General features: G+C 41.0%; 10 protein-coding genes. All 10 read right to left on the reverse strand.

The window, feature by feature from the left end:
* Nucleotides 1-25: 25 nt before the first annotated feature.
* Nucleotides 26-1,135, reverse strand: a complete 1,110-nt coding sequence (gene asd / locus GDK41_RS17030) for an aspartate-semialdehyde dehydrogenase (RefSeq protein ID WP_152087680.1) — start codon at nt 1,133-1,135, stop codon at nt 26-28.
* A gap of 676 nt (nt 1,136-1,811) precedes the next feature.
* Nucleotides 1,812-4,496, reverse strand: coding sequence for a TonB-dependent receptor domain-containing protein (locus tag GDK41_RS17035; protein WP_152087681.1), 2,685 nt, complete (start codon nt 4,494-4,496; stop codon nt 1,812-1,814).
* An 81-nt stretch (nt 4,497-4,577) separates the two neighbouring features.
* Nucleotides 4,578-6,260, reverse strand: a complete 1,683-nt coding sequence (locus tag GDK41_RS17040; RefSeq protein ID WP_152087682.1) for a hypothetical protein — start codon at nt 6,258-6,260, stop codon at nt 4,578-4,580.
* 167 nt (nt 6,261-6,427) lie between these two features.
* A complete protein-coding gene (locus GDK41_RS17045; protein ID WP_152087683.1) occupies nt 6,428-7,732 on the reverse strand; it encodes a tetratricopeptide repeat protein in 1,305 nt (434 codons plus the stop codon).
* Between the two features lie 21 nt (nt 7,733-7,753).
* On the reverse strand, nt 7,754-8,359 hold the full coding sequence (locus GDK41_RS17050; protein WP_152087684.1) for an energy transducer TonB: 606 nt from the start codon (nt 8,357-8,359) through the stop codon (nt 7,754-7,756).
* A gap of 10 nt (nt 8,360-8,369) precedes the next feature.
* The gene (locus GDK41_RS17055) at nt 8,370-8,780 is read right to left on the reverse strand and encodes an ExbD/TolR family protein (protein ID WP_152087685.1); all 411 of its coding nucleotides are present in this window, start codon (nt 8,778-8,780) and stop codon (nt 8,370-8,372) included.
* A 25-nt stretch (nt 8,781-8,805) separates the two neighbouring features.
* A complete protein-coding gene (locus GDK41_RS17060; protein ID WP_152087686.1) occupies nt 8,806-9,333 on the reverse strand; it encodes a MotA/TolQ/ExbB proton channel family protein in 528 nt (175 codons plus the stop codon).
* Nucleotides 9,334-9,335: 2 nt separating this feature from the next.
* The gene (locus GDK41_RS17065; protein ID WP_152087687.1) at nt 9,336-10,703 is read right to left on the reverse strand and encodes a MotA/TolQ/ExbB proton channel family protein; all 1,368 of its coding nucleotides are present in this window, start codon (nt 10,701-10,703) and stop codon (nt 9,336-9,338) included.
* Nucleotides 10,704-10,713: 10 nt separating this feature from the next.
* Complete coding sequence (locus tag GDK41_RS17070; RefSeq protein ID WP_152087688.1) at nt 10,714-11,466, reverse strand: DUF3450 domain-containing protein; 753 nt, start codon at nt 11,464-11,466, stop codon at nt 10,714-10,716.
* Between the two features lie 227 nt (nt 11,467-11,693).
* Nucleotides 11,694-13,583 (reverse strand): methyl-accepting chemotaxis protein, encoded by a 1,890-nt coding sequence (locus GDK41_RS17075; RefSeq protein WP_152087689.1) that lies wholly within the window; start codon nt 13,581-13,583, stop codon nt 11,694-11,696.
* Nucleotides 13,584-13,879 lie beyond the last annotated feature (296 nt).

Raw genomic sequence — 13,879 nt, forward strand, 5'->3', positions numbered from 1 at the left:
TTTACGTGCCTTTCGTATGAATCATTTAACCCAAAATAATTCGAAGCATACGGCGTAGCGGCTCTGCAGCCCCCCAAAGTAATTGGTCGCCTACAGTAAATGCACTGATATATTTTGGTCCCATGCTAAGTTTCCGAATGCGGCCAATTGGAATATCAAGCGTTCCGGTTACATTCACTGGCGTAAGTTCACGCGCTGTTGTATCTCGATCATTGGGGATCACCTTCACCCAATCATTATGAGATGCAAGAATACGCTCAATCTCATCCACTGGAATATCTTCTTTAAGCTTGATGGTCATTGCTTGTGAATGACAACGCATTGCACCGATACGCACACATAGACCATCAATTGGAATTGGTGACTTTGAAGAGCCTAAGATTTTATTTGCTTCAACCTGAGCTTTCCACTCTTCTTTTGACTGTCCCGACTCCATCGGCACATCGATCCACGGGATTAAGCTACCGGCCAATGGCACGCCAAATTGGTCTTTGGGCAAATCTTCAGACTTAATTTTTTCAGCAACGAGTTTATCAATTTCTAGAATTGCAGAGCCTGGATCATCTAATAAGTCGGCCACTGAGGCATGAATATCACCCATTTGGGTGATTAGCTCACGCATATTACGTGCTCCAGCGCCTGATGCCGCTTGGTAAGTCATTGGGCTAACCCATTCAACTAAATCCTTTTCAAATAGACCACCAAGCGCCAATAACATTAAAGACACGGTACAGTTACCACCAACAAACGTCTTTACGCCCTGCTCTAAGCCTTGCGTAATTACATCGTTGTTTACTGGGTCGAGAACAATAATGCTATCTGAAGACATACGCAGTGCCGATGCTGCATCAATCCAGTAACCATCCCACCCTGATTCACGCAATGCAGGATAAACTGACTTGGTATAGTCACCACCTTGGCATGAGATAATCACATCCATTTGTGCCAAAGCTGTTACGTCGTTAGCATCTTGTAGAGGTTTAGGGGTGCCCGCAAAATCAGGCCCCAACTGGCCAGTTTGTGATGTCGTAAAAAAATGAGCATCAATCTGTGCAAAATCATTTTCTTCCATCATTCTGTGCATAAGCACTGAGCCTACCATACCACGCCAACCAACGAGTCCGACTTTATTCATATTGTTTTACCTTCATTTAAGATTAATAGACATTGCGTGAGTCTAGACGTCCAAAATAACAAATATGATAGAGTTCGACTAGCCAAAATTTAATATTATTTTCTCGATATTAGTGACTATTTGTATACACAACATGGGGGCTTACTAAAAAAGTGATTGGAACTAATTTACTACTTTTTACCAAAACTAGAGTCACTATGCGTAGTGATTTTGTATAAATTAAGCAAAGTTTAAACTTAAGACAAAGCTAGTTCAAGAAAGCACTTATATGCAAAAGAACAAAAAAATAACTCATAGGTTCAATTAGTTGAGAATTTACTTGCAATAAAAAACCCCGCAAAGCGGGGTTTGGATACAACATGTAAAGGTTGTCCTAATCTGATGTTCACGACATCAATTCAGAACTCGGTTCGAGGTTTGTTTATAATTATTAATTATAACCTTTAAGATTGTGTGCACTTTAAAGTATAAAGATTACAGATTTATTAACATACTGAGCTTTATACTTAAATTAACTGGTTCAGCCACAAAAAGCTCAACTGAATGTGTATAGTCTACGTTACGTGTCATATTTTCGCAATCAAATCTAATTACTTTTTATGAGAAAACAAAAAAGCCAAGGCTGTAACCTTGGCTTTTTATAGTACTGATTTTTGTGTATTGCTTTCGCTTTTAATTAAAACTCATAGCTATAGTTAACACTTACTGTTGTACCTGCTTCTTTTTGTCTAACAATTAGATCAGACTGTGTTACTTCTTGATCTTCACCTAACAGGTTTTTAACTTTGAACTTAACTTTAGAATTAAAGTCAGGATACCAAGTGTATACTAAATCCAACGAGTGAAATGGTTGTTCAAATGCATCTTGTCGACCACCAATACCCGAGGCCAAAATACGCTCACCGAATACGTTATATACAATTGAACCACTATGCTGACCATCTGCTGAGTCAAAGCCCATTTGTAAGTTAACAACATATTTTGAGTGACCAGTCATACGCTTTGTTGGATTAGTTAAGTTACCCGCAAACGCGGGATCGATTGAAACTTCAGAGTCACTTAAGGTGATATTACCCGATGTGAACAAGCCACTTGCAGCATACGATAAGTCATGTAACCATTCAGCTTCAACACCGTACACTTCGCCATCAATACCGTTAACAAATGATGCGCTGTAGTCTTCATCGCCTACACGAAGTACCGTCTCGATTGGGTTTGCGATGTCTTTATAGAACGCACCTACCGAGAAGTTGTCGCCATTGTCCATGTAGTATTCAAAACGCGCATCATAGTTTTTCAATTCACTACTTTTCAAACCCGGCGTACCAAACGTTTTAATGTCCGTTAGCGGGTCAAAGTAAGCAACAGCAACCAATTCACGCAAGTCAGGGCGAACGGTTGTTTCACCGTAACTGAAACGAACTTGATAGTTATTTTCAGCCAAATAAGTTAACGCTAAAGAACTAAATACGTCGTCTTGGTTAACTGTACCTTCTTTTATTCTCTCTTCAGAGTAATAAATACCCTGCGTGATCTTATCAAAAATCAAGCTCGAGGTACCGATAGTCACTTGTTTAAAATCTTCATAACGAAGACCACCACTGACGCGCCATGCATTATCAAAGAAAACGTCGAACTCTAAGTAGCCTGCGTCAATTTTCTGTGCCGCAGTATAATCATCTGCACTTGGTGCTGTTGGCTCATTAAATGCGATAAAGAAGTCATTGCTATTAACAAACTCGTCCGACAGATAAGTAGTCAGGTTATTGATGTTTTCAACGTCACTATTAACTGGGACCGGGATACCGGTATCATTGTTAATCGCAAAATTGGAAGTATTGTACACACGGGCCCTGTCTAAAAAGTCATAACCTGCTTTTAAAGTTACTTCTAGATTTTCAAACGTCAGAGGCAATGTTACATTTCCGCTATAAGACTTAACATTATCAACCATGTCGGTGAATGCGAAATTCGCTCGGTTGTCATCGCCTGTCACTATAGAAGTATCGTAAGTGCCGTTTTTGAATTGATCAATAAACTTGTATTCAATGTTCGTTGGAATACGAGTTTCAGCTTTAGATTCGGTATATTGCCAATCAGCACCAATACCCCAGTAATCTAAGAAAGTATGTTGGCCTATAAACTGATCAACATCCAAAGTACGCTCTTCATAGTTAAAGCGATGAGAACGCTGTGCTTGTCCCGTTCCTGCAATTGTTCTTACTGTACTGCCATTAGGGCTCTGTAACACCGATAGATTTACTTCGTCTTCATTATCTTGCAGATAGATTTTAGAATAGTGTACGCTTTGCTGATCTAATTTGTAGCCTAAATTAAACACGCCGCTTATACGTTCATTTTCAGTAGTTACCTTTGAATCTTTGAACGTTACATAACAGCTATTTTTAGAGTCAGCTTCTGTTGCCAAAGAAGTAGAGCAATCATCACTTGGCGCATCATCTGTGACACCAGTTTTACGCTCAGAGTAAGACCAATCACTATCGTAAGCACCGGCAAGCATCACACCAATCGTGCCACCAAAATAGTCTTCATCAAAACTATTACCGATATTTGCTTTAATATCGAAGTTGGGGTCAAGTGACTCTTTTTTAACTTTAATGTCTCTTGGTAACGACAAAACTAACGCTTTGTTGATTGCCGCTGCTTGCTCAGCACGTGTCTGTGTTTCTGTGTTTTGAATAAAATCTCTGTCTACAATGGCGCTTAGGCTAAAGTCACCTTTGTATCGAAGCACTGCGCTGTGCAATGCCGCAGGTTGACCATTGCTAGGGCGACTATATATATAGCCTTCGTCAGAGTTAGAGTTCATACCTACACCCACCTCAATGCCCGCTGTAAATTCTGTAGGTACAGACTTGGTGCGAATATCAATGTTACCGCCACCAAATGCTGCTGGCATTGAAGGAGAGTATGCTTTTTGTACCGCCAAACTTTCTATGATACTTGAAGGGAAAATATCTAGAGGCACAACATTGCGAGTCAGATCTGGACTTGGTACTGACGCACCATTTAGTCGAGCACTTGAATAACGCTCACCCAATCCACGAACATAAACAAACTTTCCATCAACAAGTGTTAAGCCCGTTACACGACGGAGTGCAGAAGCTGCATCACTATCACCAGTGCGAGAAAGTTGCTCAGCGCCCATAATGTCAGCAACAAATGCTTGGTTTTTTCGCTCTTCTATTACCGCCGCAGCACTACCTTGTAAGCGCGTTCCAACCGCTACAACTTCTTCAATTGCCTGTTCTTCTGCAGCAATGCTTGGCATTGATACCCCAACAACCATCGCCGAACTGACTGCTAAAGCAATTTTTTTTAATTTCATTTGAGTATTCATTTGCAATCCTGCCAAAAATCATAAAAAAGGCGCAGTTAGCTGCGCCTACTTCGAGATAACAATTAAAATCTCAAAAGATTATTAGTTAGCAATTGCAGCTAGTGATTTTTGTACCCACTTGTACCAATCGCTGCTAGTATCTTTGTCAGAAACCGCACCGATATAGTCAACAGACTCAAAGAAACCAGCGTCTAAACCACTTAAGTTATTTGCTTCAATCGTGATTGCTTCTGCGCCAGTGTTAGTTGCAAAGCCGTTTGCTGCTAATACACCTTCACCAGTGTTAAGTACTAAGCTAGAGCCACCATTGCGGAACCACTCTTCTTTAACTTCACCGCCAGGTAATGTCTCACCATCATTCTTGAAGTTGTTAACACATGCCAATACTGAGTTGTTAAAGTTCAGAACGTCAGCTTCAGCATTAGCAGCTGCGTCAGAATCTTTGAACTCTAAACAGTCTGTGCCGTTTGCACCATCAGCTTTAACGAATAACGCGTTGTAATACATACCTCTAATCGCATCATCAAATTTAGCAGCCTGAGAAGAACTGTTGTCACGAATAGATTTACCATCAGTAGTCACTACAGTTACGTTTGCAATAGTTGGATTAGATGCAGGTACTTCTGAATAATCAGCACCTTTGTTTTTCTCGCCGTCTGTCTCAAAGCCGTTGTTACCCATAAAGCCTGGTGTTCCAGCAGCGATAGTTTTTAACTCGCCATCATCATAGAAAGATACGTCTTTCTTAGTGGTTACTGTACCGTGTTTTACAAAGATGAACTGCGCGTTACCTTTCCAACCTGCATCGATGTCAATCGCATCGTCTTGCGTATCAGTAACAACAATGTGCTTGATGTTTGCAGCGCCACCAAAGAACTCGATACCATCATCAAAACCTTGGTGAATGTGTAGATAATCAAAAGTCGAACCAGAGCCAACAGCGTTAAGCGTTAGTGAGTTCAAGTCATCACCGTCACCACCTTCACGAGGGCCTGACCCTGCATACCAGATGTTTGCAAACTTTATATTACCGCTGCTATCTGCATTATTATTGCCGCCGAAGTGACTTGTAATACCTTCTGACTCTGCGTTACACGTATTAGCTGCACGCTCTGCATTTGTACACTGGTTAGTTAAACCAAAACCATTGATGATGATACCACCCCAGTCAGCAAACTGTGGGCCTGTTTCAGCAATATCAAACTCAGGATAAATATTTGCAGAAGTAAATGTAATTGGTGCGTCAGCTGTACCAATCGCGTTGATTTTTGCACCGCGACCAATGCGGATAATCGCTTCACCTGAACGGAATGCCAATGTCGTACCAGCTTCAATGTTCAGTGTTGGGCCATTTTCTTCAACTGTACAACCCAAAGTCGTGTTACAGTTTTTACCCATTAGGATTGCACCATCAAAAATGTGCGCGCCGCCATTGGCTAATGCTTTAAACGTGATGTCTTCTTCAATCTCTAGTGTTTTACCTGCAAAGCTTGTGCTGTAAACACAGTGTGGCGCTTCGAAAGCACCTTGAACCTCGTTACCAGCAACAGTGCGTGCTGTACATGGGTTTTCAACTTTATCGCCGCCAGTGTCGCCACCTGTATCGCCACCTGTAGCACCACCTGTATTATTAGTGGTAGTATTATTAGAGTTAGTAACACTCGTATCATTTACAGTTGGTGTTACTTTAATATCACCACCACAACCGGCTAAAACTAATGCAGAAGCAACAAGGCTTACTTTGAATAACCCAGAAATTTTCATTTTTATCTCCAATAAATATAATAATTATAAGCGCATAAAAAGCTTGGACATAAAGTAACTTGACTGTATTACAAATGGGTTACACTTTATAGAAACAAAAATGACAATTCGATTTTTAGAAATAAAAAAACCGCCCGAAGGCGGCTTTGGTGTTGCGATTATAAAATCTATAACAGTGCTTGTTTTAATGTTTCGTTATGTAGCTTTTCTTTTTTAACGTATTTAATCCACTGCTTAGCAAGATTTGCCGACTTTTTATGCTTTTCAGCTTGTTCAAATGCCAATATAGAAGCGTCAAAATTTTGCAAGTTATATTGCGCCATTCCCAATGCAACATAAGCATTAGATTCAAACGTTAATTGTCCTTTATCTAATGCTGAACGAGCTGCGTCAGCGGCTTCATCAAACATTTCCATATTGATATATATTTCAGCTAGTCTTTGATCATAATTACCATGATCAACAAGCTCACTAGCCTTTGCAAAATATGGTATCGCTTTGCTATCCTCTTTCGCTTGAACAAGAGACTCAGCTATAAAAGCTTGGTTTTTAGCATTATTCTCTAGAGCGCCTTGCTGTAGCCCTCGCTCCATTACTTTCGCAGCTTTAAAGGCTAAGCCGTTATAGGTATAAACTTGAGCCAGTTGCCTTATTTCTGAACGCGATTTTACAAAACCTTGTTGGTCTGCAGCTTCAAATATGGCTAACTGCTTTTTTTCATTTCCAATTTCACCATACATGCCCGCTAACTGGATCCAATAATTAGGCTTATTATAAAGGTTAACCATTTTTTCTAACACTTCGGTTACTTTTATAGGTTGGTTTAACGAGTAATATAATGCACGCTGCAAAACTAACCAATTTTCATTTGGTACATTACCTTTAGACTCACTTAACTCTACAGCGGTGTTTATATATTTAATAGCTTCTTCATAATCCTTAAGCTGGTAATTAGCTTGAGCCCTTAATACATAGTAATTATCCGGTATAACGCCAGCATTTATTGACTCCCAGCTATCTAAATAAGCTATCACTTTATTATATTGTGAATTAGCCATTGCTAATTGAGCCAAACTAAACGTGGTAGATAATCGTAAAGACTCAGGGATCCCTTCTTCAGCCACAACCTTTTCGAAAGACGAAATCGCTTTATCTAATTGATTTTCGTTGTAGTAAATAAACCCATAAAAATTATGCATCATAGCAATCTCGTATGAGTTCATACTCGATGCTCTATCTTTTATACTATCAAGCGCCTCGAGTCCTGCTTTAACATCACCATCATCGGCTAGTTTTTGTGCTCTTGCTAGTTGACTGTATACCTTTTCTCTAAGAGCTGGTACACGCTTGGTCTTTGTTTCGGCAAAAGCAGAGTTAATATCTATCGATGGTACAATCGATACCAAAGAGGGAGCGGCTGACCCTGCGATAAATAACGCACTGTATATTGCTAGTTGTTTAATGTTTTTCATAATCGCACCTCGAAAACTCCATTAGCCATTAATTTGGAATGAAATCTTATTTTGTACACCCGCAACTTCTACGGCTTCACCATTAACTACGCGCGGCTTATATTTAAACTTAAGAGCAGCGTCTAAGGCTGCACGGTCAAAAATAGACTCAGGCTGCGCAGAAATAACCTTCGGATCTCGCACAGTTCCCTGCTTAGTCACCACAAACTCAACAATGACATACCCTTCAATACCACGAGACAAAGCTCGACGAGGGTAAACAGGAGCAACCTTAACAATAGGCAAATACTCACCATCACTAGATTCCAATGCAAGCCCGCCTGCAAGGTCAACATCGGCCTCAACGTTGGCACTAAAGTCAAAGTCTGCGCCAGCTGCATCTAAATCATTACTTTGCATCTGAGGCGCATCCATAGGCGGAGGCGGCTCTTTAGGCGTAGGCGGTTTTTGCGGCTTGCGCTCTTTCTTTTGCACCGTTTCTTCTTTCTTTAAACGGACGAAATCAAGCACATTACCTTTCACAGGTTCAGTCATCGCCCCTTCACCGCCCTTGATAAGCGCTTGCATACCAAGGAACAAGAAAAACGTAACAACCCCTGCGATTATTAGTGCTATTAAATAACGCATAATTGATTACCTATGACTCTTGGGCGGCAATTGACACATCAAACGCACCTGCAGCACGAGACGCATCCATCACCTTAATTAACATATCTGTTGTGGCCTTTTTATCAGCTTGGATAACCACGCTACCTTGAGGGTTTTCAGCTTTTAAACGCTCAATATTCGCTTGAACCGCACGAATATCCACTTGGCGTTTGTTGATCCAAATTTCGCCCTTGTCTGAAATCGCTACTAAAATATTTGCACGTTGTTTTTTCACTGCAGTAGCAGCTTCTGGACGGTTTACATCAATACCTGCCTCTTTTACGAACGACGCTGTAACAATAAAGAAAATCAACATGATAAATACAACGTCAAGCATCGGAGTCATGTTAATTTCTTCAGCTTCTTCTTCTTGAAATACTTTTGCTAATGGAGCTCTCATAATCTTTTCCTCATCACTGCTCGACTTAATGGTCGAGCAGCATTTTGTCTTCTAACAGTTCTACTTCACGTTTCGCTTTGCGCTGCAAGTAAGTTGATGCAAATACACCTGATAATGCGCCAACCATGCCCGCCATTGTTGGGATTGTGGCTTTTGAAACGCCAGATGCCATTGAGCGAGCACTACCAGTACCTGTAATTGCCATCACATCAAACACTTCAATCATCCCCGTTACTGTCCCTAAAAGCCCTAATAACGGACATAACGCAACCATTACATTGATGTAAGGTAAGTTAGCGTTAAGCTCAATTCCCGCTCTAGAGATCTGAGCCTGACGAATTTGTTCAGCATTCCAACTGTTTCTTTCGCTACGCGACTTCCAAGCTGTCAAAAGTTCATTTTTGTATGTTTTGTAACGTCCAAATACAAACATAAAGCGTTCTAAAATCAGCAACCACATGGCAAAGATGATTAGACCGATGACCAGCAGAACCTGGCCACCTGTATCTAAAAACTCTCGTAGCGCATTGATTGCTTCAACCAATAGGACCACGATTACGCTCCTTTTTCGCTTCGCTCTGCGATGATCCCCGCACTTTGCTCTTGTAAGATAAGTAGCAAGTTACGTGAACGTGTATTAAGAAGTGTGTATAAGAATACGGTTGGAATTGCCACAACTAGACCTAGCACTGTTGTAACTAGCGCTTGAGAAATACCACCAGCCATTAGCTTAGGATCACCCGTTCCGAACAATGTGATTGCTTGGAAGGTATTGATCATACCGGTTACCGTACCGAGTAGACCCAACAATGGTGCAACTACAGAGATAATCTTAATCAAGGTGAGGTTACGCGTAATTTTTGGCATTTCGCGTAAGATTGCCTCGCTTAACTTCAGCTCTAACGTGTCGTAAGCAACATTAGGGTACTGATCTTTAACCTTCATAACTCGGCCAAGCGGGTTATCATCACGTGCAGTGCTGTCTTTAAGCTGACGATTTATTTTTGCACCCATAAGCATTAGTGAAATGAAACGCTCTAATGCGATTAACAATGCCAGAACACCCACACCTAAGATAACGTAGCCTACTGCACCACCTTGATGAACCTGCTCTTGTGTATTTGGTGCTTGAACTAAAAGACCCAGAATTGAGCCGCCAGTTGGGTCTAGCGCAAACTCAACAACGCCTGACTGAGCCGCTTGTAAATCTGCAGCGGTTTCAGTAAAACGGGCAACAGGTTGGCGAGTTAATTCAGAAATCGTGTTTGTGACCGGGTTATAAGATAAATACTTACCGTCAGCAATAAGGTTAAATGCACCAACTCGCATCACTTCTTTGCTTGCTTTTGAGCCACCAGCGACGATCACTTCGCTATTGAAACGTGTGATTTTGCCTTGTTCTGTCATTTCGCGCTGAAGCTCAAACCATACTTTTTCAATGTCTTCGATTGATGCTAAACGAGAGGTTGAACCCATCTTTTTAGCCATTTCGTCCATAAACTCACTGCGACCAGGGATTTGAGAAGAGACCACTGATGTCTGGAATTTATTGCTTGAATCACCTGCAACTTGCTGAAGCACACCGAATAGCTCTTTTAAAGAGCCCATACGCTTAGCCAAAGTATCAGTTAAGTTTTGCAACTTAATTTCGTTTTCTTCAAATTGAGTTTCGAGACGCTCAGAACGTGTAAGCGCAGCATTACGCTCTTGCGTTAACTGATTTAGCATCGCAACTTGTTGATCTTGCTTTGCTTTAAATTCTGCTTCACGAGCTTGGTTTTGTTTACTTTGGGCAACTTGTCCTTGCTCTAAAGTTTTAAGTAACGAATCTAAGTTCAACGCTTCTTCTGCAACTGCTGAAGTTGAAAGTGCTATAGTTGCTGCCAGAACAGCGTGTTTGCTAAATTGCTTAATAAATTTCATGATGAACCTCTTATTCCGACGCGTGAACTGGAAGCGATAACATATCTGGGGCAAGTTGCTTACGCGCTATGCGTATGCCTTTTTTGATTTGGCTAATACTTGTATCTTCAAGTTCTACAAACTTCTTAGCTGATTGATTCCAACTGCCAGCAAGAGCGCCATCTTTGGTTACATAAAGTAACTCCATGCGGCCAATGCGCAAAAAATCTACTTCGCGTTCTTGACCATCAACAGTTAACAGCGCTGTGTAAGCTTCAATGGTGCGACCATAGTCAACTTCAACTTGATATGCTTCAAGTACACGGCGAAACTTTTCACTTGATGTCACGTCAGCACGGTCCATCATTGCTCTAAGTTTTGCTAAGCGCTCAGCACGCTCTTTAGGTAGAAATGGCACATCTAGTTGCACAAACTGCTCTAATCCTGTGATCATACGGAGCATTAAAGGCGTTATTTGACGTTCAATCACCGAAACCTGATCCATCGACGCATTAATAGCGCTCATTTCATCAAGTTGGTTTTTAATTTGTTTATCTAATTGCGCGTTATATACCGTAAGTCCATCTATCTCTTTATTGAGAGTTTTGAACTTTTGTAAACGCGATTGCATTGAGTCTGCAATTGAATCTATCTTCGTTTGAGTCTTTTGTGCAGATTCATTGATTGCACTACTTTTCTCGACGACTTGGTTTAAGTCATTCGCTTGAACGCTTGATGCAGTTGCAAGCAAACCTGCCAACAACAGGGGGTTAACGCACTTCATCGCATACACCTTAAGTTTTGCTAGTAATTAAATTGGGTGCAGTTTAAGGGGGTTTAATGACAAACGTGTTGCGCAAATAATACAGATAAATGACAATCGCAATAAAAGGTACACACAAAAGCGCACAGCCCTTTTATTCCTTGGGTTGCAATAATTGTTTGTGGTTTAGATACAAAAAAGTCAGCCATAATATGGCTGACTTTTACTAATTTGAGATGTAGGTAATGTTAAACTTTAAACTTCATTACCATTTTTTCAAGCTCATCGAACTGAGCTTGAAGCTGTCTGCACTCTCCAAGCGTCGCATTTAAGTTCTCAGAACCTTGTACAGACAAGTCGCTAATATGATGAATATCACTATCTAAAGATTGGATAACCGTATTTTGCTCTTGTGTTGCACTTGCAACCGCGTGATTCACCCCATCTATTGAATCAATCGCGTTACTCACTTCATGCATTTTTTCACCGGCCTGAGTCGCTTGAGATGCACTCTTGGCTGAGTCTTCAAGTGATGACTTCATAACCGCAACGGCAGAGGCTGAACCTTGCTGAAGTTCAATTATGGTCGCTTCGATTTCTTGGGTAGACTCTTGAGTACGCTGTGCAAGTTGCCTTACTTCGTCTGCAACCACAGCAAAACCTCTACCGGCTTCCCCTGCGCGTGCCGCCTCAATAGCCGCATTTAGTGCAAGTAAGTTGGTTTGCTCACTGACACCTTTGATCACTTCAAGTACTTGCCCAATACTTGCCGAGTGCTTGTCTAAACTATCAACGGTAGATTGTGCTTGCGCCATTTTGTCACTTAATGACGCTATCTCAGAAATGTTCGCATTTAATGCGGTCTGGCTATCCACACTCAGCTTGTTCGCCTCCGTGGCCAGCTCAGATGCATGACTTGCATTATTAGAGATTTCAACGGCACTTGAGGACAACTCATTAATTGCTGTTGCCACATTATCTGTGCGCTTGGTTTGATCACTATACATGCTGAGCGTAGATTGGGTTTGTGAAATTAAGCTCTCAACCGAATGCTCTAACGTAATCGTCGTATCTCTTACTTGCGCGATTGAGTTATGAATTTTCTCTATAAACAGGTTGAAGTAATTAGATAACTCGCCGAACTCATCTTCGCTTTCAACATGCAGCCGCCTAGTTAGGTCGCCCTCACCCTGAGCAATATCTTTAATTGCATCATTTAATTGCGCGACTGGTTTCATAAGGTACTTGAGCAATAGTTTTAACATGAGCACTATGACTATTACGCCCAGCAACATGTAGATTGCGGCCATGTTTCTAAAAGAAGAAACCGACGAGTACGCTATCTCTTTATTTATAACAACACCCAAATACCAATCAACATTTTTGATTCCTTCCATTTTTACAAAAGAAATCAAACGCTCGCTGCCATCTATTTCCTCTTCAATAAACTCACTTTGCAGTGGTAAATGTTTACCGAACAATTCAGCCATCGGTTTATCGTTTAATTGAGTATTTGGATGCGACAAAATTCGGCCATCAGAATCAAGTAAAAATCCATAGCCGAAGCCTAGGAAGTCAATTTCATTAATGATATCGGTGATCGTCGCCATATCTATATCACCACCCGCGACCCCTAAAAATTCACTGCCACTGGTAACGGGCACCACTGCTGATATTGTTAACTCGTTAGTCGTCACATCAATATAGGGGTTGGTAAATGCCGTACCATTTTTCTCTTTTGCTAACTGATACCATGGCCGCGTTGTCGCGTCATAATCGGCAGGTAAAACAATACTTGGATCGTCCAAGATAAAGTCTCCCTCGCGCATACCTATGTAAACATTTTTGAAGTCTCCTGCCGCATCCGCCGTAGCTAAGCGCCGTAAGATTTGATCTCGAGAGTCTGAAGCTCGATGACCCAGCGCCACGGAGCTTACAATTTCAAGCCTACCGTTGAGCCAATTAGCAATATTTTGTGACACAGATTGAGATATTTCTTGCAGTACTAAGGTAAGCTGTTGCTGAGTTTGACTGCGCATCACAATAAAATTGTTGATGGTAAACAACCCCAGCACCATCACTAATACCAGTGAGGCTGCAATGGTAACTTTTGTAGTAAACTTAAACGATTTAAACATTATGAGCCTATTATTATAAATTTTACGCTGAAACCCGTTGCCATATGTTGCAAACAACGTCTGATCAAATCAGGCTTTTAGTCATATGTAACAAAATTAAACTGGTTTGTCTTATCGTATCGGTCAGTATCTGAGATTTTTTAGCAAAATTAGTAAAATCATGTACATTCGCTCTAAAAATAAACGATTTTGGCTTCGTTTTCGATAACAACAAAAAGTATAGATTGAAAAAGCAACTTTAGGCTAACTTGCAAGATAGAGAGTAAAGCCAAATTACCGAACATTTTTCCAAAACA

Origin of the sequence: Pseudoalteromonas sp. A25 (assembly GCF_009176705.1) — a bacterium.
GTDB lineage: Bacteria > Pseudomonadota > Gammaproteobacteria > Enterobacterales > Alteromonadaceae > Pseudoalteromonas.

Bases quoted from the DNA above. Each gene is read 5' to 3' on its own strand.
- asd (WP_152087680.1), bottom strand. From the start codon at position 1,135: ATGAATAAAGTCGGACTCGTTGGTTGGCGTGGTATGGTAGGCTCAGTG.
- GDK41_RS17035 (WP_152087681.1), bottom strand. From the start codon at position 4,496: ATGAATACTCAAATGAAATTAAAAAAAATTGCTTTAGCAGTCAGTTCG.
- GDK41_RS17040 (WP_152087682.1), bottom strand. From the start codon at position 6,260: ATGAAAATTTCTGGGTTATTCAAAGTAAGCCTTGTTGCTTCTGCATTA.
- GDK41_RS17045 (WP_152087683.1), bottom strand. From the start codon at position 7,732: ATGAAAAACATTAAACAACTAGCAATATACAGTGCGTTATTTATCGCA.
- GDK41_RS17050 (WP_152087684.1), bottom strand. From the start codon at position 8,359: ATGCGTTATTTAATAGCACTAATAATCGCAGGGGTTGTTACGTTTTTC.
- GDK41_RS17055 (WP_152087685.1), bottom strand. From the start codon at position 8,780: ATGAGAGCTCCATTAGCAAAAGTATTTCAAGAAGAAGAAGCTGAAGAA.
- GDK41_RS17065 (WP_152087687.1), bottom strand. From the start codon at position 10,703: ATGAAATTTATTAAGCAATTTAGCAAACACGCTGTTCTGGCAGCAACT.
- GDK41_RS17070 (WP_152087688.1), bottom strand. From the start codon at position 11,466: ATGAAGTGCGTTAACCCCCTGTTGTTGGCAGGTTTGCTTGCAACTGCA.
- GDK41_RS17075 (WP_152087689.1), bottom strand. From the start codon at position 13,583: ATGTTTAAATCGTTTAAGTTTACTACAAAAGTTACCATTGCAGCCTCA.